The following is a 26,475-nucleotide window of genomic DNA, read 5'->3' as shown; positions in this document are numbered from 1 at the left end:
GGCTCCCCGTCCCCCTATAGGATCTTGGTCTCGGGAGGGGGGACCGGATGGACCGGCACGTTCGCACCATGGAAGACGTACTGCGGCTCATGGACGGCCTGTTCGCACCGGAGGCCGACCGCTGGACCGCCGACGGCGCGTCCTGGTGGGACGGCTTCTACGCGGACCGCTCGAAGCCGGTGCCGTTCTTCGTGGCGAAGCCGGACGAGAACCTGGTCTCGTACCTCGACCGCGGCCTGATCACCCCGGGGCGCGCCCTCGACCTGGGCTGCGGTCCCGGCCGCAACGCCCTCCACATGGCCTCCCTGGGCTTCGAGGTGGACGCGGTCGACCTGTCGCCGCAGGCCGTCTCGTGGGCCGAGGAACGCGCCCGCGAGGCGGGGGCGGACATCCGCTTCCACTGCGGGGACGCCTTCGCGCTCGCCTCCACCGTGCTGAGCGGCCCGTACGACCTGATCTACGACTCTGGCTGCTTCCACCACCTGCCGCCCCACCGCCGGGTCAGCTACCTCGCCCTCCTCGACCGGGCGCTGGCCCCCGGCGGGCACCTGGCACTCACCTGCTTCGCGTCCGGTTCGATGGGCTCGGAGCTCCCGGACGAGGCGTTCTACCGCGAAGCGGGCCTCCAGGGCGGTCTCGCCTACACCCCGGATTCCCTGCGCGGCATCTTCGCCGATCTGACCGAAGTCGAGCTGCGCCGCATGAACGACGAGCCCGCCGAGTCCCCCCTCTTCGGCGAGGCCTTCCTGTGGACCGCCCTCCTGCGCCGCCCCTGCGACGTCCCTTAAACGGTGGCGGACCGGGGCGACTACGACGACGACGGCGGCGGGTCAGGGCGTAGCCGGTGGAGGCGAGGGCCACGGCGGCCGCCGAGACCGTCAGGAGCCAGACCGGGATGCCGTCCCCCACCGTGAGCAGCTCGTAGCGGTAGACGGCCCGGCGGTAGGGGGTGTCCTTCGGTGTCGCGCGCAGTTCGTGGTCGGCGTCGATGCGGCCGGGATCCGGGAACTGCTGGTCGATCGCCGTGAGGAACACCGGCTTTGCGCCGGTGAGCGCGGCGAGCGGGCCGTCCTTCGGCTCGATGGTGCCCGCGAAGGTCACCTCGGGTGCGGAGCCGCCGATGGTGGTGGCGGGCTCCATGCGGTGGTCGGCCAGTACGTACAGGCCGAGTGACTGCGGTGTCCTGGCCATGCGGGAGAGCCGCATCGGGTAGACCAGCCGGTCGCTGTCGAAGCGGATCTTCAGCGGGTCCAGGTCGCCGCGGAGCACCTTGCCCTTTGCGCCGTCGCGCGGGGCGAGGCGTATCGCCACGTACTCCCAGTGCTGGTCGACGTACGGCTTGACCTCGGTGGCGAGGCGGTCGGGGAGCTTGAAGCCGTTGCTCTCCAGCCAGTTCTTGAGGGCGTCGGGGTCGGTGGCGGTCAGCCGGGCCACGTCGAAGTCGCCGAGCTGCTCGCGGCCGACGACCCCGACGGGCGGTGCGGCGCCCGGCGCCGGGGCGCCCGCGCCGTCGCCGGTGACCTGGGAGAAGGGCCAGTCTCCGCTGCGCGGCCAGAAGTAGGAGCGGGTCTTGCGCTCGGGCCGGGTCAGCTCGCGCAGTTCGTCGAACATGTCGCCGTCGCCGAGCTCCACCGTGGCACGTCCCGGCACCGGCATGATCCAGGCGGCCCGCTGCGCGTTCCCGCCGACGGTGAAGCGCATGACGATCTGTTCCGTACGGCCGTCCCAGCGCACGACGGAGGTCTCCCGGTCGACGCCGATGGCGGTCTTGCCGTCGGGGATCATCGCCCCGCAGCCGCAGGCATAGGCGGGGCTGACGAGTGAGCCCACCTGCGTCGCGAGCAGGGCGAACAGCAGAAAAAGGATCCTTCGTTTCATCCACACGGGGTCTCAGACGGCCGATCGTGTGATCCGGTTCCGCCCCCTCTCGCTGCGCGATCCGGCCTGGCTCATACTGTGGCGCATGAGGGGGAGTGAGAAGCAGCCGCATGCCCTGCGGCGCCAGAGCGCGCTACCGCGCAGCCCGATGGTTCCGGACTCCGTGATGGCGGAGATCGCACGGCACGACTGGGAGGGCATCGAGTGCGGCTGCGGCCGGTCCGCGGGCCATCTCGTGGACGCCGTGCGCGACGCCGCGGAGGGTCATCCCGCCGCGTTCCACGCGCTGGAGGGCCATGTCTTCTTCGCGCAGCACCTGAAGCCGCCGGCTCCGGCGGTGTGCGCCGTGCTGATGGCGGTGTGGTCCGCGCGGCCGCCCCGGAGGGCGACCCGCGAGGCGCTGCTGTGGACCCTGCTGGCCCTGCTGTGCACGGTGGACGACGGCGGCACCCACGAGGCCGGGCTGCACGGCCAGTGCGCCGCCTTCATCCGTACCGGTGTGGACGGATTCCGCCTCGAACTGGCCGCCGTCCCCGGGTCCGGTACGGCGGCGTACGCGGAGGGCATCCTGGAGATCCTCGGCCTGCCGGCGTCGTGACGCCCCCCATGGCGAGGTCACGCCGTCACGCCGCGGCGCGCACGGTCTCGGCGACCGCCTCCGGCAGCCAGTCGGCGACCCGGCCGAAGACGAAGCCCAGCGCCTCGGCCCGGCCGTTGTCCATGGCGTAGGCGCGGTCGAAGGAGAAGGGTGAGGCGTCCGCACCCGCTCCGACGACCCGGTAGCGGGGGCGCCGTCCGAGCCGTTCCGCGACGGTCGCACCGAGCGCGAGCACGTCCGGGGCTCCGTGCGAGGCGGCGTTGACGGGTCCGGTGAAGGTCTGCCGCGCGGTCCAGTCGAGGAAGTCGGCCATCTCCAGGTGGTGGATGAACGAGGTGCCGTACGGGGCTTCGTGGACGTCGACCGACCTTCCGGCGCCGATCCGCTCGACGTAGTGGGCGAGGCGGCCGGTGAACTCCGCCGCGCCGCCCCCGAGGACATGCGCGGTCCGCACGCAGACGTACGGGAAGGGCGGTTCGCTCAGGAAGACGGCCTCGGCCCGTCGCTTCCCCTCCGCGTACGCGTGGGCGCCGGTGTGCTCGGGGCCGGGCCCCGGCCGGTCCGGGAGGGGCGGCGTGAGCGGCGGCCGCGTAGGGTCCAAGGCCGCTTCGATCACGGGCACGGTGTGCGGCGCGGCGGCGGCGGGGAGGGTGGCCGGGTCGTACACCTCCATCGTGGAGGTCATCACGTAGCGACCGGTCCGTGCGGCGAACACCCTGCGGGCGACGGCGGCCTGGAGAGGCGTGTAGCAGACCTGGTCGACCACGACGTCGAAGTCGCGTCGGCCCAGGGCCTCCCGCAGGCCGGCCTCGTCGTCGCGGTCGGCGAGGAGCCGGCCGACACCGGCGGGGGGCGGGGCGCTGGAGCCCCGGTTGAGGACCGTGACCTCGTCCCCGGCGTCGCGCAACCGCGTGACCAGGGACTTCCCGAAGTACCGGCTACCGCCGATGACAAGAATCCGCTTCATGCGTCCGACTCTGGCGTTGTATCGTCCCCAGCGGAACCGACCAGCTGCTGAACGGGTCGTAAGGAAAACTGATGATCGATGTGCAGCGGTTGCGCGTCCTGCGGGCGGTGGCCGAGCACGGCAGCTTCAACAAGGCCGCCGGGGCCCTGTTGCTGACCCCGTCGGCCGTCTCCCAGAACATCGCAGCGCTGGAGCGCGCCCTCGGCCATCCGGTGGCGGTGCGCAGTACCCGCGGTGTCACGCTCACGGAGCCGGGACGGCTGCTCGTGGAGGCGGCGGAGACGATCACCGCCGAGCTGGACCAGGTGCGCCGCGCCATCGACCGGCTGACGCAGGAGCGGCCGCGGCTCACCGTCGCCACCTTCACCAGTGGCGGCCGGCATCTGCTGCCGGCGGCGCTCTCCCGCTTCGTGGAAGCGCATCCGGAGGTGGAGCTGACGGTGCTGGAGAGCGAACCGGAGGACGCGGTACCGATGGTGCGCGGAGGCGCGGCGGATCTCGCTGTGGCCTACCACTTCGACGGGCCGCCGCCGGTGGGTCCGGGTGTGCGCCGGGACCTCGACTGGCAGCCGCTGATGGAGGATCCGCTGTGGGTGGTGCTGCCGCGCGGTCACCGTCTGGCCGGCCGGTCCTCGGTGGACCTCGGCGAACTGTCCGCCGACCGGTGGGTGCTGGGCTGTCTCAAGACGGAGGCGTTCCTGCGCCGTTACGCGGAGCTCGCCGGTTTCGACCTGCGCGTGGGGGCCTCCACCACCGACTACTTCTTCGCCCGGACGCTCGTCGCGGCGGGGGTCGGTGTGTCCCTCGTCCCCCGGGTCGCGCTGGCCGGCGCCCCGGAGGCGGAGTCGGTCGCGGTCCCTGTCGAACCCCCGCGTCCCGCCCGGCACATCGGCCTGGTCCTGCCGCCCCGGCGTCGCGCGAACCCCTGGGCCGAAGCACTGGCCGATGCCCTCACGGCTGCTGCCACCACTGCCACCACACAGATCGGAGCCCGTCCCTGAACCGCCTCCTGTGCGGCCTCGCCGCCAATCCCGCGCTGCCGCCCGAGCTGGTCGACCGGCTGATCGCCCTTGCCGCGGCGGCGCCCGAGCCGTCGGCCCCCTCCGACCCCGCCGGTCTTCCCGCCGACTATCTCGCCGACGTGCTCGTCCGGCACCTGTCCGAGCGCTCCGATCTCCGCCCCGCTCAGGTGGCGGCCCTGGCCGCGCTCGACGAGGACACCCCCGCACTGCTCGCCCGCGACGGGCACCTGGGCGCAGCCGACGTCGACCCGGCCGTGTGGCCGCTCGCGGCCCTCGCCCTCCTCGACGAGGGCCGCGGCCTCCCGGAGTGGGCCCGCCGGTTCGCCGCGGACCCCGACCCGTCGCTGCGCCGGCAGCTCGCCTCCTGCCCCGGGCTGCCGGCGGACGTCGAGGACGCCCTGGCCGCCGACGCGGACCCCGAGGTGGCCGCCGAGCTCGCGTGGTGGACCACGTCCGCGCCGGTCGCGGACCGCCTCGCGCGGCATCCGCACGCCGAGGTCCGGCAGGCAGTGGCCGGCAACGAGGCCGTGCCGCCCGCCGCGCTGGCGGCTCTGCTCACCGGACACGGTCTGCCGCCCGCCCTGTCCTGCCTCGTGTGCGACAGCCGGGAGATCCCCTTCACCCACGACCCCTACTGCCAGGACGTCGACTGCGACCTTCCGGCCGGCGCCGCATGCGACGGGGCGCACGGCTCGACCGTCCAGGGCACCTGGGCGCGGGCCCTGTCCAACCCTGCGGCTCCCCCGGAGGCCGTTGCGGGCTTCGCGGAGGATTCGTCCGTGTGGCTGCGCCGGGCCGTCGCCGAGCACCCCGGTCTGCCGGCGGAGGTCTATGCCCGCCTCGCGGGTGACCCCGTGCCCGGGATACGCGCCTCCGTCGCGCAGAACCCGGGGACCGGCCCCGAGGTGAGCCGCGTCCTGGCCGCCGACCCCGATGTCGAAGTACGGCGGGCCGTCGCACGGCATCCGCGGGTGCCGTTCGACGTGCTGGCGCGGCTGACCCCCACGACCCGCCTGGGCCCGCATCCGCTGCCGCGGATCTCCGCCGCCACCGCGGAGGAGCTCGCGCAGGCGGCCGCGTCGGCGAACGCGCGCGTACGGATGCTCGTGGCCCACCGGCACGATCTGCCGCCGGAGTTGCGCGACCGGCTCGCCGCCGATCCGGACGCCTCGGTGGCCAAAGCCGTGGCCCCGCACCCGGGTCTGGCACCAGAGCGGCTGCGGGCCATGGTGGCGCTGCACGGCCAGCAGGTCATCGCTCGGGTCGCGGCCAATCCGGACGTGCCCGGCGACCTGCTGGCGGAGCTGGCCCGGCACGAGCCGCCGGCGCGGCGGGCGCTGCGGGAGATCGCCTCGCATCCGAACGCGACCGCCGGGGCGCTGCTGCCCTGCCTGGCCGACGCGAAGGCGCGGGTGCGCGCCGCCACCCATCCGGCGCTCCCGGCGGGGATCGTCGTCGGGCTTCTCGACGATCCGGACCCCGAGGTGGTGGAGGCCGCGGCAGGCAACCCCTCGCTGCCCCCGGACGTGATGGCGCAGCGGGTGCCGTGACGGTCCGTCAGCCACCCGAACCTGGTGTCACGAGGCCGGTCTCGTAGGCGAGGACCACGGCCTGGGCCCGGTCGCGCAGGGACAACTTGGCGAAGATGCGGGCCACATGGGTCTTCACCGTGGCTTCGCTGAGCGTCAGGTCCCCTGCCAGTTCGGAGTTGGAGCGGCCGTGGCCCATCAGGGTCAGCACCTCGCGTTCGCGCGGTGTCAGCGCGGCCAGTTCGCGGTGGGTGCCGGCGGTCGTGACACGGTCCCTGGCTGCCGCACCCGGGGCGCAGCGCTCCACCAGGCGGCGGGTGATCGACGGGGCGAGCAGCGCGTCGCCGGTGCCGACCAGGCGGACGGCGGCCGCGAGGTGTTCGGGGGTGACGTCTTTGAGCAGGAAGCCGCTGGCTCCCGCGGCGAGGGCCGCGTACACGTACTGGTCGAGGTCGAAGGTGGTCAGCATGATCACCCGGCAGTCCGGGGCTTCGGCGAGGATGCGCCGGGCGGCCTCCAGGCCGTCCATGACCGGCATGCGGATGTCGAGCAGGACGACGTCCGGACGGAGCCGGCGTACCTGGGCGAGGGCCTCGGCGCCGTCGGCGGCCACGCCCACCACGTCGATCCCGCGGGCCGTCAGGATCAGCCGGAAGCCGGTGCGGACCAGGTCCTGGTCGTCGGCTATCACGACGCGGGGCGCCGGCCCGTCGGTCGTGGCGGGGGTTCCGGGCGTGGTCACGGCCGGTCCAGGGGGAGGCGGGCGCGCACCCGGTAGCCGCCGCCGAGCCGGCGGCGGGCGTCGAGGTCCCCGCCGTAGACGGCGACCCGTTCGCGCAGGCCGATCAGGCCCCGGCCGGTCCCCTCGGCCTTCGGCGCGGTCCGGCCCGCGGCATCGGGCCGGGGTCCGGCGGCACCTCCCGCGAGCCCGCCGCTGCCGCCGCTCAGCACCTCCACGCGCAGCGCGTGTTCCGCGTACCGCACCGCCACCTGCGTCCTGCCTCCCTCTCCGTGCTTGAGCGCGTTCGTGAGCGCCTCCTGGATGATCCGGTACGCCGTGACGTCGATCCCGGCCGGGAGCGGGCGCGGGTCGCCGGACATGCGCACCTCGACCGGCAGGCCCGCGAAGGCGAACCGGTCGATGAGCGCGCTGAGCCGGGTCAGGCTCGGCTGCGGCGACAGCCGGGTGGCCGCGGCCACCTGCGCCTCGTACGGGGCGTCCGCGCCGTCCTGCGCGGGCGCGAGCAGCCCCAGCAGGTGCCGCAGTTCGGTCATGGTGGTGCGCCCGGCCTGCTCCACGGCGCCCATCGCCGCCGCGGCCTCCTCCGGCAGGGTGGCGAGCACCTCGCGCGCGGCCCCGGCCTGGACCACCATCAGGCTGACGTTGTGGCTGACGATGTCGTGGAGTTCGGCCGCGATCCTGGCCCGCTCGGCGTCGACGGCGCTGCGGGCCGCGCTCTCGCGCTCCCGCTCCAGCAGCCAGCCGCGCTCCTCCAGCGCCGCCCGGTGGGCGCGGCGGGCGCGCAGCAGTGCCACGCCCAGTGCGCCGCACGCAGCCGCCGCGACACAGGCGACGGCCGTGGCGATGATCTGTCCCACTCTCAACTCCCCACCCTCCGGGCCCCGATGTCATTGTGCCGGACGGGCGCATACATCCCCGGGATGACCTGCGCCGGCCTTTACATCCGGGGGCCGACGCCCCGCCCGCGGCTCCCGGCTTAGGTTCGGGGCCATGACAACCGATCATGACACCGCACGGCAGGTCGTCGTACGACTGGACGACGTGCACAAGGAGTACGGCGACGCGAAGGCACTGGACGGCGTCTGCCTGGAGATCCACGCGGGTGATGCGGTGGCCGTGATGGGACCCTCCGGCTGCGGCAAGTCCACCCTGCTCAACATGGTGGCCGGACTGGACCGGCCGACGTCGGGCACCGTCGAGGTGCAGGGCCACGACCTGGGCGAGCTCAACGAGACGGGGCTGGCGCTGTTCCGGCGCCGGCACGTCGGGATGGTCTTCCAGTTCTTCAACCTCATCGACGACCTGCCCGCCCTGGACAACGTGGCGCTGGCCGCCCAGTTGACCGGCACCCCGGCCCGGCAGGCGCGCCGCCGGGCCCTGGAACTCCTCGACGAGCTGGGCGTCGCCGACCGCAGGAACAACTATCCGGCGACCCTGAGCGGCGGGGAGCGCCAACGAGTGGCCGTGGCAAGGGCGCTGATGAACCGTCCGGCGCTGCTGCTCGCGGACGAGCCGACCGGCGCCCTCGACAGCCGGTCGGGTGAGCAGGTGATGGACCTGCTCATCGACCTCAACCAGATGGGCCAGACCCTGCTGATCGTCACGCACGATCCGGAGCTGGCCACGCGCTGCGCCAGCCGACTGGTCGAGGTCGCCGACGGCCGGATCGCCCGGCAGAGCGTGCTGGAGGCGACCGCGTGAGCGCCGTGTGGCGGGCCTCGCGCGCGGCGGTGAAGCGCCGCAGGCTGCAGGCCTTCGTCATCGGACTGGTCGTACTCTGCTCCACCACGACCGTCCTGCTCGCGCTGGGGCTGCTCGACGTCGCCACCAGTCCTTTCGACAAGGCGTACGCCGCCCAGCGCGGCCCGCACACCGTGGCGGCCTTCGACCCGGCGAAGGCCACCCCGGAGCAGCTGGCGCAGACCGCCCGGCGGCCCGGCGTGACCGCTGCGGCGGGGCCGTTCGGGCAGAGCGTCCTGGACGTGCCCAAGGGCTGGCTCTGGATGCCCGGCGGCTCCCTGAGGGTGGTGGGGCGGGCCGACCCGGGAGGCCCGGTCGACCGTGTCGAGGTCCTGGAGGGCCGGTGGGCGACCGCCCCCGGGGAGATCGTCGTCGCCTGGCCGTCCGCGGGCACCCCCGGCACGGAACTGCTCGGAACCACTCTGGAGGTGCCCGGATCGGCGCCCCTGACGGTCGTCGGATTCGCGGCGGGCATGGGCAAGTCGGCGGACGCCTGGGTCTCGCCCGAGCAGATGACCGCGCTGCGTCCGGCCACCGCCCAGATGCTGTACCGCTTCAGCGACTCCGCGACGCAGGCGCGGCTGGACGCCGCACTGGCCCGGGCCACCGCCGGACTGCCGGAGGGGGCACTGACCAGTGCGCACACCCACCTCGATCTGAGGAAGGCGTTCTCGTCGCTGGCCGACGCCTACCTCCCCTTCATGACGCTCTTCGGCGTCCTCGGCCTGCTGGTGTCCGCCCTGATCGTCGGGAACGTCGTCAGCGGGGCGGTCGTCTCCGGGTACCGGCACATCGGCGTGCTCAAGGCCCTGGGCTTCACCCCGAACCAGGTGGTCGCCGTCTACCTGGCGATGACGGCCGTGCCGGCGCTCGTCGGCTCCGCGGCCGGGACCCTGCTCGGCAACGCGCTGGCCGGGCCCGTCCTGAGGATCGCGTTCTCCGGTATCGAGACCGGCCGGGCCGCCGTCGGCGGCGTCTCCTCGTGGGTGTCGGTCGTCTGTCTGCTGGGGATGCCCGCCCTCGTCGTGCTCACCGCGCTGGTCCCCGCGCTGCGGGCGCACCGGCTGCCGACGGCCCGGGCGATCAGCGCGGGCAGCGCCCCGCTGACCGGCCGCGGGCTGCGCGTCCAGCGCGTCCTGGCGGGCAGCCGGCTGCCGCGCGCGGTCAGCATGGGCCTGGGCCAGCCCTTCGCCCGTCCCGGCCGCACGCTGCTGACCCTGGCGGCCATCGTCCTCGGCGTCACCACGGTGACCCTGGCGACCGGACTGACCAGCACGATGCTCGCGTACAGCGAGGCCGGACGCGGCGGTGGCGCCCTGGTCAGGGTGGAAGCCGGTGGGCCGGACAACGGCCGGGCCGCTCCGCTGCTGGGCGACGCCCGGATCGAGGAGCGGCTGCGGTCCCTGCCCGGCGCGGCGGGGGTACGGGCCCGGGCGCTGGCCCAGGTGACCCTCGTCGGGCAGAGCAGGCCCGCCTTCGCCGACTTCTACCGCGGGGACGACGCCTCGTCGGCCGGCCGGATCGCCGAGGGCCGGATGCCCGGGGCGGCCGGCGAAGTCGTGGCCGGGCCGGCCTTCCTGACGCAGAACGGGCTGCGGCTCGGCGACCGGGTCACCCTGGCGCTGGGCGGCAGGCAGACCTCCGCGACCGTCGTGGGCGAGCTCATCGAGGGCAACGCCCGTGCCCTGGAGGCCTCCTGGGACACCCTCCTGCCGCTGGCACCGGACGCTCGCGCGGTCGAGTACGAGGTGCGGCTGGCTCCCGGGGCCGACGCCCGGGCGTACGCAGCGGCGGCCGAGGCCACCGACCCGGGGCTGCGCGCCTCGGTCTCGGATGCGGGGAACACCGCCACCACCACCGTCGTCGCCTTCTCCACCGTGTTCACGGTCCTGTTGAGCGCCGTCGCGTCCCTCGGTGTCTTCAACACCGTCCTCCTGGGCACCCGGGAGCGCCGGCGGGACCTCGGCATGCTCAAGTCGATCGGGATGACACCACGGCAGGTCGTCCTGATGACCGTGACCTCGGTGGCGGGGGTGGGGGCGGTCGGCGGGCTGCTGGGCATCCCGCTCGGGATCCTCGCCCACCGGCTGGTCGTGGACAACGTCGGGGTGGTCTCCTTCCCCGAGTCGATGAAGGCGGTGTGGGACGCGCCGCAGTTGTCCGGCCTGCTGCTCGCCGGGGTCGCGATCGCCGTCATGGGTGCGCTGGTTCCGGCCCGGTCGGCGGCCCGGACGACGATCGCCGCGGCCCTGCACACCGAATAGGCACGGGAATCACGGATGCGGCCGGTGACCGGGGCTCCGTAGGCTGCTCCCCCGACATTCCGACACCCGGGAAAGGAGCCGCGGATGCCCCGCAATCCGAGGAAGGCCCGGCGTCTGGTCGTGGACGGGGACACCTACACGCGCTCGGTGCGCCACTCCCACAGCAGACCCGGCGGGGGCGAGCGCGACTGCTGCGAGTCCCTGACCGTGCACCTCACCGGGGCGCGGGGGCACCTTCGCGTCGTCTTCCGGGAAGGGCCCGGCAGGCTGGTCCCGACCGGCTACCCGATGGTCTCCGGAGAGGTGTCCCTCAGCACGACCGAGTCGCTGTACCTGCACGAACCCGGCACCGTCCGGGCCCTGATGGAGGAGGCCCTGGCCCGCGGGTGGCGTCCCGACGGCCCATCGGGCATGGAGATCGACGGATGGACCCTCTTCGAGGCCGCCCTCCGCAGGCGGAAGGACTCCGCCGGGCCGCCGCCCGCCCCGCAGGCGTGATTGCGTCACCTCCCCGGGCCGGGGGTCGTTAGGGCCTGGGGGTTGACTCGGGGGCGAAGGGATGGCGGTATGCGGCAATTTCCTCTGGAGATGCACCACGTGGCACCCGGCAGGGTGGTCGAGTGGCGGCTCAGGTCCAGCGCGGTGGAGGCCGAAGGGCCGGGCGACCCGGCGAGCCGGAAGGCGTCCTTCAACCAGGACAAGCACTTCACCGTCGCCGAGGAGAGCCGGGCCGCCGACGACCCCGTCGCGTCGTGGGTCGCCGTCACCTTCGAGGTGACCGGCCCGCTGGACGAACGGGCCCTGGCCCAGGCCCTGCTCTCCTTCGTCCAGCGGCACGAGGTCCTGCGCTGCGCGTTCCGGCGGCTGGCCGGTGAGGTGGCCTGCGAGCCCTTCGCCCCCGCCACGCTCACCCTCGACCCCGAGCGCGTGGGGACCTTCGAGGACGCCGACGAGCTGAGCGACTTCCTCGTCGAACGGTTCAAGCGGAGCATCGACACCCTGTCCTGGCCGCTGTTCATCATGGGATCGGTGGTCCGCGAGGATTCGGCCACGGTCTACCTGGCCTTCGACCACATCGTCTGCGACGGCATGTCGATGCCCATCGTCGCCCGCGAGGTGCTGACCGCCTACGAGGGCCTGTGCCGCGGCGAGGCCGTCGAACTGCCGCCCGCGCCCAGCTATCTCGACTTCGCCGAGGAGCAGCGCCGCCGCTACCTGTCCATCGACGCCCGCGACGGCCGTCTGGACTACTGGAAGGCCTTCATGGGGCCCGCCGGCGAGTTCTTCCCGCGCTTCCCCCTCGACCTCGGCGTGGAGCCGGGCCGGATGTACCCCATCGTCAACGAGGCGTCGATGCTGCTGGACGCCGGTGAGGCGGAGGTCTTCGAGAAGACGTGCCTGGCGGTCGGCGGGAAGCCGTTCATGGGCGTGCTCGGCTCGGTGGCCGTGTGTCTGCGCGAGGCCGGCGGGCCGGGCGTCTACCGGGGCTTCATGCCGGTCAGCGAGCGCGGCCGGAGCACCTGGACGAACTCGGTGGGCTGGTTCGTCAACACTCTGCCGATCGAGTTCGACGCCTCGCCCGGCCGGGACTTCGCCCAGGTGATGGCCTCCGTCCGGGCCGGGTTCACGGAGATGATGACCCATCTCGACGTGCCTTTCGTCCGGGCGTGGGAGCTGCTGGCGCCCGAGGAGTTCGCCGCCCGCTCCTGGCCGTACCCGGTGAACTTCTTCTCGTACATCGACATGCGCAAGTGCCCCGGTGCCGAGCGCCACGACGAGTGGCGGCCCACCACCCACGTGTGGTCGGCCCGCGCCAACGGTGCCTGCTCGTGGTTCCAGCGCGACACGGACGGCCTGCACATGAACTCCATCTACGTCGACACCCCCGCCGCCCGCCGCACCATGAGCGACTTCCAGGAGGCGCTGCGCCTGACGGTCCAGGAGGTCGCCCGTTCCGGCGGTTTCCGCCGACCGGTCGCCCTGACGCCGCAGCGCCGGCCGGTACGGGGGACCCCGCTGGACGTGGCCGCGTTCGCGCGGCGCGGCTGAGCCGGGGCTACGGGGCGCCGCTCAGAGGCGGGCCGCGCGCCGCAGGAGCAGGGTGCGTTCCCGTTCGTTGCGGGTGAGCGAGGCCGCGCGTTCGAACTCGGCCCGGGCCTCGCGCGGCCGGCCCAGGCGCTCCAGCAGGTCGCCCCGTACGCTCGGCAGCAAGTGGTAGGCGCTCAGGGCCGGTTCCCGCGCCAGGGCGTCGACGAGCGGCAGGGCGGCCGCCGGTCCCTCGGCCATCGAGACCGCAACCGCCCGGTTGAGTTCCACCACCGGTGAGGGGGTCAGCTGGACCAGCCGTCCGTAGAGGGTGGCGATCGCGGCCCAGTCGGTGTCCTCGTAGCGGACGGCGGCCGCGTGGCAGCCGGCGATGGCGGCCTGGAGGGCGTACGGGCCGCTGCCGGCGCGGCTCATCGCCCGGGCGCCCCTGGCGATGAGCAGGCGGTTCCATCTGGCCCGGTTCTGGTCGGCGAGCAGCACCGGTTCGCCGTCGGGGCCGGTACGGGTGGCGATCCGGGACGCCTGGAACTCCAGCAGCGCGGCGAGGCCGTGCACCTCGCCCTCCTCCGGCATGAGGGCCGCCAGCACGCGGGCCAGGCGCAGGGCGTCCTCGCAGAGGGCGGGCCGGACCAGGTCGTCCCCGGAGGTGGCCGAGTAGCCCTCGTTGAAGACCAGGTAGATGACCTCCAGGACCGACGAGAGCCGTGCCCCGCGGTCCGCCCCGTAGGGGACTTCGAAGGGCACCGCGGCCTTGGCCAGGGTCCGCTTCGCGCGCACGATGCGCTGGGCGATCGTGCTCTCGGAGGCGAGGAAGGCGCGGGCGATCTCCTGGGTCGTGAGTCCGCCGATCAGGCGCAGGGTGAGCGCGATGCGGGCTTCGGTGGCGAGGACGGGGTGGCAGGCGGTGAAGACCAGGCGCAGCAGGTCGTCGTCGATGTCGTCGGGTTCGGCCGGTTCGGCGGGTGGCGGCTCGTCCTCCAGGGTCCGGCCGACCTCGGCGAGCTTGCGCGCGTACGTCTCCTTGCGGCGGACGAGGTCGATCGCGCGGTGCTTGGCCGTCGCCATGAGCCAGGCGCCCGGGCGGTCCGGGACACCCGACTGCGGCCATTGCTCCAGTGCGGTGACGAGGGCGTCCTGTGCGATCTCCTCGGCGATGCCGACGTCCCGCACGATGCGGGTGACGCCGGCGATGATCCGCGCCGACTCGATCCTGAACACCGCTTCGACCGCCCGGGCCGTATCCACTGCCGTCACGGCCACCCATCAGAGCAGCCGTGACGAGGCAGGGCAAACGCGGTGCGATCGGGCGGGATCACATGTCCCGGATCACATCTCCTGGATCTCCCTGACTTCGGCGCTGACGTTCCATTCCGCCGGGTGGATCTCCAGGAACCGCCGGGTCCACTCGATGGCCTCGGCCTTGTCCTTGCACTGGCTGAGGGAGTAGCCGCCGACGACCTCCTTGGTCTCGGTGAAGGGGCCGTCGGTGTAGCTGATCTTGCCGCCGGACCAGCTGAGACGGGTCGCCTCGGAGGTGGGGAGCAGTCCCGCGGTGTCGAGCATGACGCCGGCCTTGGTGATCTCCTCCAGCAGGGCGCCCATGCGCTGCTCGAACTCCGGCGGGAACTCGTTGGGGGGAAGGTCCTGCTCGTTGATGCGGATCATCGTCAGGAAGCGCGCCATGGTGACTCCTCGGTAGCGGGGGCGGGGTCCTTCCCCGCCTCTCACCCTTGCGTCGAACGGCAGGCTCCCGGATCGACAGCTCTCCGGAAATACTTCGAGGAATTTTTCGCGGCGGCCACCGGGGGCTCCGGTGTGCGCCCGGTGGGCCGTGCGCGGGGCTGTGGCGGGGCCGGTCAGCGGCTGTCGCCGGTCCAGTCCCAGTGGCCCGGGTCCCCCGCCCTGCGGCGGTAGTGGGCCCGGCCGCCCGGTCCGTAGCGGCCTATCTCGGTGGGGAGGCGGGCCTCCTCGTCGAGCTGGGGCGCGCTCCAGCCCGTGATGTCCAGGAGGAGCCCGTCGAGCGGGCCGCCGACCAGTTCGCCGTAGACGTGGCCGGAGCGGGGGCCGGGGTCGGGGTCCTCGTGGTCGGCGCCGTAGACCCGGCGCCGGAGCATCCTGTCGTCCATGCTGATCAGCTTCACAGGAGGCACTGACAACGGCCCGGCGGCCGCCCGTCGGGGCGGCGGCGATGATGGGTGCCGCGCTCCCGGCGGAGGGGCGCACGAGTGAGGAGCGAGACGCATGGCACGTGGGGTGCACCGGCCACAGGAGGACGAGGAGTTCGACTTCGTCCTGTCGATGACGACGGGACCCGTTCTCGCCTATTTCTGCGGCACCTGGCCCAAAGCGGTGGAGGCCTGCCGTGCGATGGACGCGGTCGTCGGGGAGCTGGCACGGGAGTACGGGACGCGGTTCACCGCCGTCCGCACCGACATGACGCGCTGCCCCGGGGCGACGAGGCGCTACGGCGTGACCGGCGCGCCGACCGCCGTGCTCATCGAGGAGGGCGAGGCGGTCGCGAGCCAGGCGGGCCCGATGGGCCGTGAGGAGTTCCGGGCGTTCCTCGACGCCCACCTCTGAGTCGGGGGGACCGGACCGTTCGGGCGGTGCGCGGGAGGTGGCGGCCCGGCAGCGCCGGCCACGAGACTTCCTGTACAGTTGTCCAGGAAGTTGGTTCCCACACCCCCTCACCCCGAGAAGTGGAGACGGCCATGCAGACGGTCGCCCAGGTCCTGATCGGCCTCGTGGCCGCGCTGCACGCGTACTTCCTGGTCCTGGAGATGTTCCTGTGGCAGCGGCCGCCGGGCCGGGCGCTGTCGGGGTTCGACGCGGACACCGCCCGGCTGACCGCGCCGCTCGCCGCCAACCAGGGCCTCTACAACGGCTTCCTCGCCGCCGGCCTGGTCTGGGGGCTGGTCATCGGCTCGCTCGCCACGCAGGTCTTCTTCCTCGTCTGCGTGATCGTGGCCGGCGTGTTCGGGGCCGCGACGGCCAACCGCCGGATCCTCGTCGCCCAGGCCGCACCGGGGGCGCTCGCGCTCGGCGCCGCGCTGCTGGCCGCATGAGCCCGGAGGATCCGCGTACGGCCCGGACGAAGGGGCGGCTGCGCGAGAGCCTGCTGGCCGAGTGCGCCGGCCGGCCGCTCGCCGAGGTCAGCGTCTCGGCGGTGGTCCGCCGGGCCGGCGTCGGCCGCGCCACCTTCTACCTGCACTACGAGGACCTCACCGCGCTCGCCGTCGACGCCTGCGCGGACGTCGTGCATGCGGCGGTCGACGCCCTGCACGCCTGGCAGACCGGCCCCTCACCACTCCCCCCGCCGCATCCTCCGGCGGCACTGGCGGAGTTCCTGACGGGGGCGGCGGAGCGGGCACCGCTCTACCGGACCCTGCTGCTCCCGGGCGGTGGCGGCCCCCTCGGCGACCGTCTGCACCGGGAGCTGCGCGCCCGCGCCCGCGCCGAACGCGCGGCGGTGGGCGCCCCTCAGCCCGACCTCGTCGCCTCGGCGGTCGCCGCGGCCTTCACCGGGGTGCTCGCGGACTGGCTGCACGAGGAGATCCCGGCGGACCCGGCCGCGCTGGCCGAACACCTGTGGCCGCTGCTCCTGGCCCTGCACCGGGCCGTCGGACCGCGGTAGCTCCGGGACGCGACCGGCCCCGGACGCGGAAAACCCCGCCGGCGGACCGGCGGGGCTTCGTTTCGCGGCACGGCTCGTGGTGGGCCTACCCGATGGGGACCACGTTGTCGGCCTGGGGACCCTTGGGGCCCTGGGTGACGGTGTAGTCGACCCGCGCGTTCTCCTCCAGCGACTTGAACCCCGTGGTCTGGATCGCGGAGAAGTGCACGAACACATCAGGACCGCCGTCGTCCTGCTGGATGAAGCCGAACCCCTTCTCCGAGTTGAACCACTTCACGACACCTGTTGCCATCTTGCTGATCCTTCACAACGGTCCACTGCGGGCCGCACGCGCGGCCGTCTCGAATCCTGCCCAAAGCTCCCCCACGGCACACGCCGAACGCGGCCAACCGGGGCGCGTCGCACATTCGAACTTGCGGCCGCCTTGTCCGCGATACGGGGGATCCGCCCCACGCGTACGGACTCAGGCCCCCTCTTCGGCGGCCGGCAGCGCCACCGAAGGGCGGGATCCGGCGGCGGCCGCGGCGGCCCGGCGCGGTCCGGCGACGCGGCAGCCCAGGCAGTCGGCGTGCCCGGCGCGGGCCCCGGTGTCCCGGACCCGCCAGTCCCATTCGGCTTCCGGGCGGGGGCCGCTCGGCTTGCCCCATCCGGCGAGGTGCAGCAGCCAGGTGACGAGCCCGGCGAGGACCACGACACCGAGGCCGATCAGGATCCCGGGCATCCAGGCGGCGCACACGGCGGCCCCCGCTCCGGCGAAGCCCAGTAGGGCCACAGTGGTTCCGGTCCAGCCGGCCACCGTGTGGCCGAGGTCGACGTGACCGTGCGCGCTCATGGTTCTCCCTGGTCGAAGGGGCAGCAGTAGGCTCGGACAAGGAGATGCTTATTTCGCAAGGTAAGTATCTCACTAGCTAAGTAACTTAGATGCTAAGGAGTATTTGCGTGCAGGGCAAGCCCCGCCCCGCGGCCACGGCCGCGGAGGCGCTTTCGCGCATGGACCAGTTCGTCGCCCTCGGCATCGTCGGACAGCAGGAGGTGGCGCAGCGGCTGGGGCTCAACGTCACCGACCTGACCTGCCTCGGGCACGTCCTGGGCGCCGGGGAGACCCCTCTCGCCGCCGGTGACCTGGCCGAACTGGTGGACCTGACCACCGGCGCGGTCACGGGCGTGCTCAACCGGCTCGAGAAGGCCGGATACGCGCGCCGCCGGCCCGACCCGGCCGACCGGCGCCGGGTGCGCGTCGTGGCCGAGCCCGCCGCGGCAGCCCGGGTCTTCGCCGTCTACCAGCCGTTCTACGACCGGCTCGGCACGCTGTTCGCGGACTACACCCCCGACGAGACCGCCGTGATCGCCGACTTCTTCGAGCGCGCCGCGGCCGAGGTCCGCGCCCACTGCGCCCAGGTCCGCTCGGGCGAGCTGGACGCCCCGGCAGGTCCGCCCCCCGCTGGTACCATGGGCGGTTGACCATCTTCTTCTCTTCTTCTCCCCTTGCTTCGAAAGGTCCTGCATGAGGAACCCGTCAGCTCATGGCCGCTTCGGTGTGAAGGGCGGTGCCAAGGCCGGTTCCAAGACCGCAACCAAGGCCCCCCGGAGCCTCGGGCCGCAGGGTGAGTTCGCGATGCCCGAGCCGAAGTCGCCGGCGCTGGCGCCGGTGGAGTCGTTCTCCGAGCTCGACCTGCCCGTGGAGCTGGCGCAGACCATGGCCTCCCAGTCGGTGACGAAGCCGTTCCCGATCCAGGCCGCCACCCTCCCGAACGCCCTCGCCGGGCGTGACGTCCTCGGGCGCGGCCGGACCGGCTCCGGCAAGACGCTGGCCTTCGGCCTGGCCCTGCTGGCGCGCACGGCGGGACAGCAGGCCGACCCGAAGCGCCCGCTGGCACTGATCCTCGTACCGACGCGCGAGCTGGCGCAGCAGGTGACCGAGGCGCTGGAGCCCTACGCGGCGGCCCTGCGGCTGCGGATGGCCACGGTGGTCGGCGGGCTGTCCATCGGCCGGCAGGTGAGCGCCCTGCGGACCGGCGCCGAGGTCGTCGTGGCCACCCCGGGACGCCTCAGTGACCTGGTCGGGCGGCGCGACGTGCACCTGGAGCGGGTACGGATCACGGTGCTCGACGAGGCCGACCAGATGTGCGACATGGGGTTCATGCCGCAGGTCACGGAGATCCTGGACCAGGTGCACCACGCGGGCCAGAAGATGCTCTTCTCGGCGACCCTGGACCGCAATGTCGACCAGCTGGTGCGCAGGTACCTGAAGGACCCGGTCTCCTCGTCCGTCGACCCGCAGGCGGGTGCCGTGACGACGATGGACCACCACGTCCTGCACATCCACGCGGCCGACAAGATCTCGGCGGCGACCGAGATCGCGGCCCGCGACAACCGGGTGCTGATGTTCCTCGACACCAAGCACGGGGTCGACCAGTTCGTGAAGCACCTGCGCGCGATGGGCGTACGGGCGGAGGGGCTGCACAGCGGCAAGTCGCAGCCGCAGCGCACCCGCACCCTGGCCCAGTTCAAGGCCGGGGCCGTCACCGTGCTGGTCGCGACGAACGTCGCGGCGCGCGGCATCCACATCGACGACCTCGACCTCGTCGTCAACGTCGACCCGCCGGCCGACCACAAGGACTACCTGCACCGCGGCGGCCGTACCGCCCGGGCCGGCGAGTCCGGCCGGGTCGTCACCCTCGTCACGCCGAACCAGCGGCGGGACATGGTCCGGCTGCTGTCCGACGCCCGGATCCGGCCGACGATCACGCAGGTGCGGTCCGGTGAGGCGGCGCTCAGCAGGATCACCGGCGCGAAGGCCCCGTCCGGGGTGCCGCTGTCCGGCTCCGCGCCGACCGACGCCAAGGGCAGGCCGTCGGGGACGGAGCTCGGTTTCCGCGGCATCGGCACCCGGCCGGGCCGGCCCGGGAAGGGCAAGGAGTCTCGCAAGACGCTGGAGGCCCGCCAGCAGGCCGAGGCCCGCCGCGCGGCGAGGGTCCGCCGCGGTATCTGAGCCCCCGGCTCGCGCTCAGTCGCGTTCGAAGGCGTGGGAGCGGCCGATGACGCGGAAGCCGCGGCGCTCGTACCAGTGGCGCGGCCAGTCCGTCGCGTCGGCGGTCAGGAAGCGGGTCTCGCAGCCCGCCTCCGCGGCCAGGTGCAGGGCGGTGGCCACGACGGCGTCGGCATGCCCGCGGCGGAAGTGGGCCTCGGAGGTCATCAGGTCCTCGATCTGGGCCGTGCCGGCGGTGGAGTCCAGGTAGAGGTCGGCCCAGGAGGCGACCTCGCCGCCCTCCGTGCGGGAGCCGATGAAGCGGACCTCGTCGGTGCCGCGCAGGCGGGCCTCGCGCCGGTCGACGAGCTGGCGCACGACCTCGTCGTCGACGTCCGGGAGGATGCCTCGCCAGCGGGTGGTCAGCGGGCCGCGCAGGGCGTCGAGGCCGACCTCCTGTGCGGCCGCGCGGGCCGGGACCGGGCCGGTGTGGAGCATCACCAGATAGGTGGAGTGGGTGTAGCCGGCCCGGACCAGCGGTCCGGCGCACGCCCGCGCGGTCTCGTCGTCGAGCACCGAGACCAGGCGGTGCGGCAGGTGACCGAGGGCCTCCTCCGCGATGGCGGGGAGCGCCTCGGGGTCGACGCCGCCGTCGATGACGACCTGGTTGTTCGCGCGGGACTGCGCGAAGGCGTCGTCGTAGGCGGCGAACCCGCCGGGCAGCCCGACGGTGCGGGCCGCCTGGCGGCGGGCGAAGGCCGCCATGAAGCGGTTGATGCCGGAGAGGTGCGGGCTGGTCATCCGGGCAGCCCAGGGCACTCGGATCGTGGAACGGCGGGCCGTCTGCGCAGGCGCTCGGCGGCGGCGTTGCGGACGCGGCGGGTGCGGGCGTCGGCGGCGAGCAGCTCCAGGGCCTCGCACGAGCCGAGCAGCCGGACGGCGGTGCGCTGGCACCAGTCGGACGCGCCGGTCAGCTCGGCGGCGGACCAGGGCTCGCCGCGGGTGACGGCCTTGAGCAGGCTCCACTCCCGCAGCCGGCGCTCGGGGAAGGGCCGGCCGGTGAGCACCCCGGACATGGCCCGCTCCCATGCGGTGAACCCGTCGTCGGCGAGCAGGCCCGCGGCCCGGCGGTCGAGATGGGTGACGACCGCGCTCTCGGCCATCACACGGTCGGGGTCGCGCAGGACGGTGGCCACGACCTCCGCCTCGGCGCTCCCGCCGGGCGTCGCGGCCAGGGCTTCGAGGTGGCGGGCGTAGCGCCAGTGCTCGGGGGGCGCGTCGTCGGGATCGGCGTCGGGGAAGCTCATGCGGCGACGTCCTCGCGGACGTGTCCCGCCCGGCCGCCGTCCGCGAGCGGCTCCCGGGCGGTCCCTACGGTCCGCCCGTGGGGGTGGCGCGCGACGTCGGCCACGGTCGCGGCGGCGATGTCCTCGGCCTGTGCGGCGCCGGTGACGGACGGGGCGGGCCGGCCGCAGCCGCCACCCGTGACCGACGCCGCCCAGCCCCCGGCCACCGGTGGGACCAGCGCCCTCGTCGGCATGCCTATGGCAGGTCGCCGTTCTTCGTTGCCTCTCCGCATGGCCCCCATTCCACACGACCGCTGTCGGGGGCCGGTGGCCAGGGTGCCGTCAGGAGGCGGCGTCAGGAAGGGAGCGCCATCAGGGCCTCCGCGCCGACCGGGCGGTAGCCGGCCGCCTGGAAGGCGCGGACGCTGCGCGCGTTGCCGGTGGCCTGCTGGGCCCAGACCGGCTGCCCGTCGGGGACGAGGTGGCGGGCGGCGCGGGCCAGTTCCCTGCCGAGCCCCCGGTGCCGGACGTCCTCGTCGACCTCGACGGCCGCCTCCCAGCGGCCCGCGACACCGCGGCCCAGGACGAGCACTCCCCCGTCGGCGGACCAGACCCGTACGTCGTGACGGCGGCGCAGGGCCCTGCGTACGCGCGAGTGGTCGGGGTCCGTCGTCTCCCGGAGCCGCAGCGGGGGGCGGCCGGGCAGCGGGCCGGCGACGGTGAGCAGGTCGATGGTGTCGGTCCGGCGTCCGGTGCGGTCCAGCAGCGCGGCCAGGAAGCGGGGGTTCATGGTGGCGGCCAGTGCGTCGCAGTCCAGGGCCGCGAGGGTGGCCAGCACCCACTCCGGGTCCTCGTCGGTGAACACGACGGAGTGCGCGGTGAAGGCGAGGACGCCCGCGTCGCGGCGGTGCTCCTGCGCAACCACGGTCGTGCCGCCGTCGGGTGGCGGGAACCGTCCTTCGGCCGCCGCGTCCAGGATCTCGGCAAGGGTCCTGCCCATGCCGTCAGACCTGCTCGAAGTGGAAGGACTTGATGAAGCAGTCGCGGGGCCGGCCGATCGCGAAGAAGACGCAGTCGACCAGCGACTGTGCGGTGAGGGGGTCCTTCGCCGTGCGCGGGGCGGCCTCCCAGGCCTCCGACAGCGGGTCGTGGTTGTCGAAGTCCGGCGGGTAGAGCGAGATCACGCGGACGCCCCGGTCGCGCAGTCGGCGGGAGAGGATCTCGGTGAATCCGGCCTGCGCGCTCTTGGCGGCGTAGAAGGCGTCGTGGGCGTCGTGGGCGTCGGACCGGTCGTGGCCGGCCTCTCCGCAGCCGGACACCATGGTGACGACGTCCGGCTTGGCCGACTTCAGCAGGAGCGGCAGGAACGCCTTGGTGGCGAGTACGGTGCCGGTGGCGCCGGAGGCGAGGGTGTCGACGACGTCCTCGTCGGAGGCGGACAGCAGGTAGGTGCCGTGCTGGTAGCGGGAACCGTTGTTGACGAGTACGTCGACGTGGTCCGTGCGGGCGGCCACCGCGGCGGCGAACTCCCGTACGGAGGGCGGGTCGGTGAGATCGCGGGCGTAGGCGTGGACGCGGTCGGCGTCGTGGCCCTGCGCCCTGATCTCGTCACGGACGCGTTCGGCGGCGGTGATGACGACGCGGTGGCGTTCAAGTGCCATGTGTGCGCTCCTGACTCATGGTTCATACACATGGTCTCAGCTCGTTCCTCAACTTCGGCTCGGGGCCGTGCCGTTCGGCCCGCCCGCCAGCCAGTGGCAGAGTGAGCTGCATGATCGGACGCCTGTACACCGTTGTCATCGACTGCCCCGACCCGGATGAACTCGCCGGCTTCTACGAGAAGCTGCTGTCGCTCTCGCGGCGGGCGGACACCGGCGACTACGTCGTGCTCCAGGACGAGGCGGGGACCCCGGTGGTCCTCTTCCAGCGGGTGGACGATTACCGCGCGCCGCGTTGGACGGATTCCGCGCGTCCTCCTCAAATGCACATCGACGTGATGGTCGAGGACCTCGACGTGGCTGAGGCCCAGGTGCTCGCCCTCGGCGCGACGTTGCTGGACGGTTCGGACAAGCCGATCGGATACCGCGTCTACGAGGACCCCGTCGGCCATCCCTTCTGCCTGATCACCCCCGAGGGAGCATGACTCGACCCGGGCGCCCGCCGGCGCCGGTTCGGGCGCGGGTCAGGCTCCGGGGGCGCCGGGCCCGTGCCCGGGTTCCGGTTCGGGGAGTGGCGCGCCGGTCTCCAGCAGGGTCTTGAGGCTCGACGCGAGCATCGGCCATGCCTGCCCGCACATGGCGATCAGGGTTCCGCCCGGTTCGAAGCCCTCGTGGCGGATCGTCAGCCGTGCGAGGGTGTCGCCGACCGGCTCGATCTCGTACGTCACCTTCGTACGGGGCTCCTTCGCCAGCTCGGACCGGACCTCCTCGTCGATCCCGGCCGTGGCCGCCCACTGCGGGCTGAAGGTGTGCCAGGTGTAGGACAGCAGGCGGTCCGGGACGCAGCCGAGGACGAGCTGGCCGGGGTCGCTGGTGCGGGTCCCCCGCTCGACCCAGTGCATCGGCGAGCCCACCGCCCAGTCGGTCTCGAAGCTCAGCCCCCAGTAGCGGCGGGTGAGGGCGGGATCGGTGAGGGCCTGCCAGACCCGGGACGGATCGGCCTGGATGTAGAGGGTGTAGGTGATCGCGCTGTCGCTCATGGCCCCATGCTGCGGGACCGCGGACCGCGGACGACGGATTTCACGGTCACGGCGGTGGCGGGCGGTTCCCCGTGCGGTCCCCCGGGCGGTCACCAGCGCAGGCCCTCCTCGGGGAGTTCCGTGAGCGGGCTGCGGGCCGGGGCGGGCAGGCCCAGACGGGCGCGGGCCGCGTGGACCGCGGCGAGCTCGTCCTCGCCGGCCGGACCCCAGTCGCTCAGCTCGCGGACCTGTTCCGGGGTGGCCAGCAGGCGGGCGTACGCCGGGTCCGTGGCCGGCGGGAGGCCGGTGAGGCGGGCCGCGACGCGGGCGTGGGCGCCCTGCTCGCCGTGGCGGTAGCCGAGCGGGGCGGATCCCGTGGCGGTCGCGGCGGCCGGGGGCGGCAGGTGGGCGGCGCCGGTGGCCCGGGCGACCAGGAGCAGGACCCGGCCGTCGGGGGCGAACAGCCAGCCGGTCAGGTCGCGTACGGGCCGCTGCGCGGGGACCGGGCCGCCGTGCCAGGCACCGCGCTGCGGGATCCGGCGGGCGCGGAGCACACCGAGCCGGTCGAGGGCGGTCGGCGCGGTGGGGCGGCCGTCCTCCAGGAGGGCGGCGCCGGAGCCGTTGATGCGGGCGCGCAGCGCGGACAGGGCCCGGCGGGCGTCGCCGGGGTCCATCAGGGCGGGCAGGTCGGCCGGCTCGGCGAAGTGGATGCCGGTGATCTCCTGCGCCGGGAGTCGGACGGCGTCGATCCGGTCCGGTGTCCAGGTCCCGCCGTCGTAGACGTGCAGGATCTCGCCGGGGAACCGCATCTCCGGGGGGAAGCCGGGGGTGTCGGCGGGGATCCAGTCCACGGCCAGGCCGCGCGGGTAGTGGCCGTCGACGCCGAGCTCCTCGCGCAGCTCGCGGGCGGCCGCCGCGGACGGCGCCTCGCCGGCGTCGATCGCCCCGCCGGGGAGCAGCCGGTCGGCGCGGTAGTCGACGCTCTGGATGAGGATCCGGCCGTCGGTGTCGGTGACGAGGACGACGGCCGCGGTCCAGACGGCGGACCGGGAGGCGCCGTACTCCTCCGGGGTCATCCAGGTCCCGGCGCCGCACTCACGGTCGTCGGTCGCGCTGTGGTCGGTCAGCTGCGGCATCGGGACTCCGTTCACCTGGGTGGACCCGTGTGGACCCGCCGCCTGTGCAACAGCGGGCACGGCCCGCGGGTTACGGCGGGCCGTGCGGCCGCGAGCGAGGGGCCCGCTTTACCTCCGCCATACCTCCTTATTACCGGGTTATGTCGCCGTTGGTACCGTGCGGGAGCGGGCTGGCGGCTTGAACACCGCCGGTCCGACCAACTTCAGAGCGGGAACGGCAGTGGCGGGGACAGCGGTGGGAACAGGGGCCGGGGCAGAGGCGGGGACGGGAGCGGGTGCCGGTGCGGGAGCGTCGGCGGGCCGGCGGATCGGCGGCGGCTCCGGGCGGCTGGCCGGGGTGGACGCCGTGCGCGGCCTCGCCGTCCTCGGCATGTTCGCCGTGCACGTGGGCCCCACTCCGCAGCCCGAGGGCGCCGGCTACCTGCTCGTCGCCGCCGACGGGCGCGCCCCGGCCCTCTTCACCCTCCTCGCGGGCTTCTCCCTGGTCCTCGCGCAGCGCGGCACCGACCCGGCGCGCCGTCCCGAGGGCTGGGCGGCGCGGTGGCGTCCGCTGCTGATCCGAAGCGCCGTCCTGGCCGTACTCGGCCTGTACCTGGCCTCGTTGTGGCCGGGGATCCTGGTGATCCTGGCCTTCTTCGCCGTGTACTTCCTGGCCGCCGAGCCCTTCACCCGGCTCTCCACCCCGGTGCTCACCGCCGTGGCGGGCGCGTCGGTCGTGGTGGGGCCGCTGCTGTCGTTCCTGCTGGGCCCGCTGTTCGGGTACGGGTCGTCCGGGCGCGGCCTGGTGCCCGAGGCCGCGGATCTGACCAGCTGGCCGGGGCTGGGGACGGTGGTGTGCGAGCTGCTGCTGACCGGGGCGTATCCACTGGCCACGTACTTCCCGTACGTCCTGGCCGGGATGGCCCTCGCCCGCCTGTGCGACGTGCGGGAGCGGGTGATGGCCCGGCGGATGGCCGTGTGGGGCACGGCGGCCGCGATCGCCGGGTACGGCTCCGCCTGGCTGGCCGGCCACGCTTTCGGGACCCGGCAGCGGCTGCTGGGGGCGATAGCGGTCCACCACCCGGAGGCGATGGCCGCCGCCGACCCCGTACGGGAGGTGCTGAGCAGCCAGTTCGGCGCCGTGCCGAGCACTTCGTGGGACTGGCTGCTGCTGGCCGACCCCTACAGCCAGACCCCGCTGGAGACCCTGGGCAACGCGGGGGTGGGGTGCGCCCTCATCGGCCTGTGCGCACTGGCCGCGCGGCACGCGGTGGGCGCCCGCCTGCTGCGGCCGCTCACGGTGCTGGGGGCGATGGCGCTGAGCGCGTACGTCGTCCACGCCCTGGTCCTGGCCGGCCCGGCGCACGGCGCCGCGTCCTGGTCGGCGTGGATCGCCTTCAGCGGCGCGGCGCTGGCGCTGACCTGGGTCTGGCAGCGGATCTGGGCGGACAGCCCGCTGCGCCGCGGCCCGGTGGAGCACGCCCTGCGGCTGGCCACGCAGGTGGGCGCCCGGGCGTGACGCCGAGCGCGGCGCCCGGCCTGCGCGTCGGAGCAGGCTTCCTCGGTGTCGGTCCGACGGATCGCCGGCCGCCTCGTGGCCCTCCGTGCGCAGGGCCCGCGCCGCGGCCGCGAGCCGGTACGGCACGACGATCTGGACACGGGGTCCCCGTACCCGGCGGTCGCGGCCCGTGCGACGGCCATCCGGTACCGGTCGGAGGCCACGACCCGCAGCTCCCGGACGCGGGCGTGGGAGGTGGTCCCGTGGGCGGGGATGCCGAGCCCCCCACCCCCGTGGGGGGGCTCCGATCCGGACGGGACCTCCCGTGCGCCTCCGGGTGCCGGGGCACCCTGCGAGAACGATCACAACGCTAGGCCCGGACGGCCGGCCCGACCCATGGCAGCAGACGTCAGCAAGGGGACCGAACGCGCCACGGGGGGACCCTCCACGCCGTATTGGGGACATCAGGACCCAAACCGCGGCGTCCTGCTGGTATTTCACGCTGCGTCTA

Annotated in this window: 30 protein-coding genes and 1 pseudogene; 15 read left to right on the top strand and 16 right to left on the bottom strand. The window is 73.9% G+C overall.

The features are described from left to right. Window positions 1-47: 47 nt before the first annotated feature. Window positions 48-788: a class I SAM-dependent methyltransferase gene (locus IG86_RS0107135; protein WP_030895602.1), complete on the top strand. Its 741-nt coding sequence runs from the start codon at window positions 48-50 to the stop codon at window positions 786-788. A 7-nt stretch (window positions 789-795) separates the two neighbouring features. Here the strand turns inward: IG86_RS0107135 and IG86_RS40905 are convergent. Beyond that, window positions 796-1,878: pseudogene (locus IG86_RS40905) on the bottom strand (DUF2330 domain-containing protein); the annotation flags it as partial. Window positions 1,879-1,963: 85 nt separating this feature from the next. Here IG86_RS40905 and IG86_RS0107115 point away from each other — a divergent pair. Next, window positions 1,964-2,476 (top strand): hypothetical protein, encoded by a 513-nt coding sequence (locus IG86_RS0107115; RefSeq protein WP_157854776.1) that lies wholly within the window; start codon window positions 1,964-1,966, stop codon window positions 2,474-2,476. Between the two features lie 25 nt (window positions 2,477-2,501). Here the strand turns inward: IG86_RS0107115 and IG86_RS0107110 are convergent, their stop codons facing one another. Beyond that, window positions 2,502-3,443 carry an NAD-dependent epimerase/dehydratase family protein gene (locus tag IG86_RS0107110; RefSeq protein ID WP_030895599.1) on the bottom strand — a complete coding sequence of 314 codons (942 nt, stop codon included), beginning with the start codon at window positions 3,441-3,443 and terminating at the stop codon, window positions 2,502-2,504. A gap of 71 nt (window positions 3,444-3,514) precedes the next feature. Here IG86_RS0107110 and IG86_RS0107105 point away from each other — a divergent pair, with 71 nt between their 5' ends. Both IG86_RS0107105 and IG86_RS0107100 read left to right on the top strand, forming a co-directional pair. Then, on the top strand, window positions 3,515-4,444 hold the full coding sequence (locus IG86_RS0107105; RefSeq protein ID WP_030895598.1) for a LysR family transcriptional regulator: 930 nt from the start codon (window positions 3,515-3,517) through the stop codon (window positions 4,442-4,444). A 140-nt stretch (window positions 4,445-4,584) separates the two neighbouring features. Next, the gene (locus tag IG86_RS0107100) at window positions 4,585-6,015 is read left to right on the top strand and encodes a hypothetical protein (RefSeq protein ID WP_324611336.1); all 1,431 of its coding nucleotides are present in this window, start codon (window positions 4,585-4,587) and stop codon (window positions 6,013-6,015) included. Between the two features lie 7 nt (window positions 6,016-6,022). On the opposite strand, the gene IG86_RS0107095 is transcribed toward IG86_RS0107100, so the two are convergent. Then, complete coding sequence (locus tag IG86_RS0107095; protein ID WP_051785005.1) at window positions 6,023-6,736, bottom strand: response regulator; 714 nt, start codon at window positions 6,734-6,736, stop codon at window positions 6,023-6,025. Next, the gene (locus IG86_RS0107090; protein ID WP_030895595.1) at window positions 6,733-7,593 is read right to left on the bottom strand and encodes a sensor histidine kinase; all 861 of its coding nucleotides are present in this window, start codon (window positions 7,591-7,593) and stop codon (window positions 6,733-6,735) included. Before IG86_RS0107090 ends, IG86_RS0107095 begins: the two co-directional genes overlap by 4 nt. Before the next feature lie 133 nt (window positions 7,594-7,726). Between IG86_RS0107090 and IG86_RS0107085 the strand changes: the two genes are divergently transcribed. The 4 genes from IG86_RS0107085 (at window position 7,727) to IG86_RS0107070 (ending at window position 12,789) form a co-directional block, all read left to right on the top strand. Next, a complete protein-coding gene (locus IG86_RS0107085; protein WP_030895592.1) occupies window positions 7,727-8,437 on the top strand; it encodes an ABC transporter ATP-binding protein in 711 nt (236 codons plus the stop codon). Next, window positions 8,434-10,740, top strand: a complete 2,307-nt coding sequence (locus tag IG86_RS0107080) for an ABC transporter permease (protein WP_030895591.1) — start codon at window positions 8,434-8,436, stop codon at window positions 10,738-10,740. Before IG86_RS0107085 ends, IG86_RS0107080 begins: the two co-directional genes overlap by 4 nt. An 84-nt stretch (window positions 10,741-10,824) precedes the next feature. Next, window positions 10,825-11,238 (top strand): hypothetical protein, encoded by a 414-nt coding sequence (locus IG86_RS0107075; protein WP_030818193.1) that lies wholly within the window; start codon window positions 10,825-10,827, stop codon window positions 11,236-11,238. 69 nt (window positions 11,239-11,307) lie between these two features. Beyond that, on the top strand, window positions 11,308-12,789 hold the full coding sequence (locus tag IG86_RS0107070; RefSeq protein WP_051785004.1) for a condensation domain-containing protein: 1,482 nt from the start codon (window positions 11,308-11,310) through the stop codon (window positions 12,787-12,789). Between the two features lie 21 nt (window positions 12,790-12,810). On the opposite strand, the gene IG86_RS0107065 is transcribed toward IG86_RS0107070, so the two are convergent. From IG86_RS0107065 to IG86_RS0107055, 3 genes are all read right to left on the bottom strand, one after another. Next, a complete protein-coding gene (locus tag IG86_RS0107065) occupies window positions 12,811-14,031 on the bottom strand; it encodes an RNA polymerase sigma factor (protein WP_063761498.1) in 1,221 nt (406 codons plus the stop codon). 81 nt (window positions 14,032-14,112) lie between these two features. Beyond that, window positions 14,113-14,469, bottom strand: coding sequence for a YciI family protein (locus tag IG86_RS0107060; protein WP_030895585.1), 357 nt, complete (start codon window positions 14,467-14,469; stop codon window positions 14,113-14,115). 173 nt (window positions 14,470-14,642) lie between these two features. Next, window positions 14,643-14,912 (bottom strand): hypothetical protein, encoded by a 270-nt coding sequence (locus IG86_RS0107055; protein WP_030818200.1) that lies wholly within the window; start codon window positions 14,910-14,912, stop codon window positions 14,643-14,645. 115 nt (window positions 14,913-15,027) lie between these two features. Between IG86_RS0107055 and IG86_RS0107050 the strand changes: the two genes are divergently transcribed. From IG86_RS0107050 to IG86_RS0107040, 3 genes are all read left to right on the top strand, one after another. After that, window positions 15,028-15,366 carry a thioredoxin family protein gene (locus tag IG86_RS0107050; protein WP_030818203.1) on the top strand — a complete coding sequence of 113 codons (339 nt, stop codon included), beginning with the start codon at window positions 15,028-15,030 and terminating at the stop codon, window positions 15,364-15,366. Window positions 15,367-15,497: 131 nt separating this feature from the next. Further along, window positions 15,498-15,851, top strand: coding sequence for a DUF1304 domain-containing protein (locus IG86_RS0107045; protein ID WP_030895582.1), 354 nt, complete (start codon window positions 15,498-15,500; stop codon window positions 15,849-15,851). After that, window positions 15,848-16,420 carry a TetR/AcrR family transcriptional regulator gene (locus IG86_RS0107040; protein WP_030818206.1) on the top strand — a complete coding sequence of 191 codons (573 nt, stop codon included), beginning with the start codon at window positions 15,848-15,850 and terminating at the stop codon, window positions 16,418-16,420. The genes IG86_RS0107045 and IG86_RS0107040 overlap by 4 nt, the downstream gene beginning before the upstream one ends. 85 nt (window positions 16,421-16,505) lie before the next feature. Here IG86_RS0107040 and IG86_RS0107035 read toward each other — a convergent pair whose 3' ends face one another. Then, window positions 16,506-16,712 carry a cold-shock protein gene (locus IG86_RS0107035; RefSeq protein ID WP_030818208.1) on the bottom strand — a complete coding sequence of 69 codons (207 nt, stop codon included), beginning with the start codon at window positions 16,710-16,712 and terminating at the stop codon, window positions 16,506-16,508. A 171-nt stretch (window positions 16,713-16,883) separates the two neighbouring features. After that, window positions 16,884-17,252 carry an HGxxPAAW family protein gene (locus IG86_RS0107030; RefSeq protein WP_030818210.1) on the bottom strand — a complete coding sequence of 123 codons (369 nt, stop codon included), beginning with the start codon at window positions 17,250-17,252 and terminating at the stop codon, window positions 16,884-16,886. 107 nt (window positions 17,253-17,359) lie between these two features. Here IG86_RS0107030 and IG86_RS0107025 point away from each other — a divergent pair, with 107 nt between their 5' ends. Further along, entirely contained in the window at window positions 17,360-17,881 is a 522-nt protein-coding gene (locus tag IG86_RS0107025) for a MarR family winged helix-turn-helix transcriptional regulator (protein ID WP_045936900.1), read from the top strand. Between the two features lie 43 nt (window positions 17,882-17,924). After that, window positions 17,925-19,412 (top strand): DEAD/DEAH box helicase, encoded by a 1,488-nt coding sequence (locus IG86_RS0107020; RefSeq protein WP_030818216.1) that lies wholly within the window; start codon window positions 17,925-17,927, stop codon window positions 19,410-19,412. 15 nt (window positions 19,413-19,427) lie between these two features. Here the strand turns inward: IG86_RS0107020 and IG86_RS0107015 are convergent, their stop codons facing one another. The 5 genes from IG86_RS0107015 to IG86_RS0106995 form a co-directional block, all read right to left on the bottom strand. Then, window positions 19,428-20,189 (bottom strand): GNAT family N-acetyltransferase, encoded by a 762-nt coding sequence (locus IG86_RS0107015; RefSeq protein WP_030895578.1) that lies wholly within the window; start codon window positions 20,187-20,189, stop codon window positions 19,428-19,430. Next, window positions 20,186-20,695, bottom strand: coding sequence for a hypothetical protein (locus IG86_RS0107010; RefSeq protein ID WP_051785003.1), 510 nt, complete (start codon window positions 20,693-20,695; stop codon window positions 20,186-20,188). The genes IG86_RS0107015 and IG86_RS0107010 overlap by 4 nt, the downstream gene beginning before the upstream one ends. Further along, complete coding sequence (locus IG86_RS0107005) at window positions 20,692-20,928, bottom strand: hypothetical protein (protein ID WP_158718520.1); 237 nt, start codon at window positions 20,926-20,928, stop codon at window positions 20,692-20,694. Before IG86_RS0107005 ends, IG86_RS0107010 begins: the two co-directional genes overlap by 4 nt. A gap of 101 nt (window positions 20,929-21,029) precedes the next feature. Beyond that, the gene (locus IG86_RS0107000) at window positions 21,030-21,674 is read right to left on the bottom strand and encodes a GNAT family N-acetyltransferase (RefSeq protein WP_030895574.1); all 645 of its coding nucleotides are present in this window, start codon (window positions 21,672-21,674) and stop codon (window positions 21,030-21,032) included. A 4-nt stretch (window positions 21,675-21,678) separates the two neighbouring features. Then, window positions 21,679-22,335 (bottom strand): SDR family oxidoreductase, encoded by a 657-nt coding sequence (locus tag IG86_RS0106995; RefSeq protein ID WP_078905824.1) that lies wholly within the window; start codon window positions 22,333-22,335, stop codon window positions 21,679-21,681. A 110-nt stretch (window positions 22,336-22,445) separates the two neighbouring features. On the opposite strand from IG86_RS0106995, the gene IG86_RS0106990 reads away from it, so the two are divergent. After that, entirely contained in the window at window positions 22,446-22,817 is a 372-nt protein-coding gene (locus IG86_RS0106990) for a VOC family protein (protein ID WP_030895570.1), read from the top strand. Window positions 22,818-22,856: 39 nt separating this feature from the next. On the opposite strand, the gene IG86_RS0106985 is transcribed toward IG86_RS0106990, so the two are convergent. Both IG86_RS0106985 and IG86_RS0106980 read right to left on the bottom strand, forming a co-directional pair. After that, window positions 22,857-23,372, bottom strand: coding sequence for an SRPBCC domain-containing protein (locus IG86_RS0106985; RefSeq protein WP_045936507.1), 516 nt, complete (start codon window positions 23,370-23,372; stop codon window positions 22,857-22,859). An 89-nt stretch (window positions 23,373-23,461) separates the two neighbouring features. Continuing rightward, window positions 23,462-24,487: an NUDIX domain-containing protein gene (locus tag IG86_RS0106980; RefSeq protein ID WP_234316025.1), complete on the bottom strand. Its 1,026-nt coding sequence runs from the start codon at window positions 24,485-24,487 to the stop codon at window positions 23,462-23,464. Between the two features lie 235 nt (window positions 24,488-24,722). Here IG86_RS0106980 and IG86_RS0106975 point away from each other — a divergent pair, with 235 nt between their 5' ends. Then, window positions 24,723-25,985, top strand: coding sequence for a DUF418 domain-containing protein (locus IG86_RS0106975; protein ID WP_063761497.1), 1,263 nt, complete (start codon window positions 24,723-24,725; stop codon window positions 25,983-25,985). Window positions 25,986-26,475 lie beyond the last annotated feature (490 nt).

It is taken from the genome of Streptomyces virginiae, from assembly GCF_000720455.1.
GTDB classification, from domain to species: Bacteria; Actinomycetota; Actinomycetes; order Streptomycetales; family Streptomycetaceae; genus Streptomyces; species Streptomyces virginiae.
Note: the sequence above shows the minus strand (reverse complement) of the source record. Positions and strands in the feature narration are given on the sequence as shown.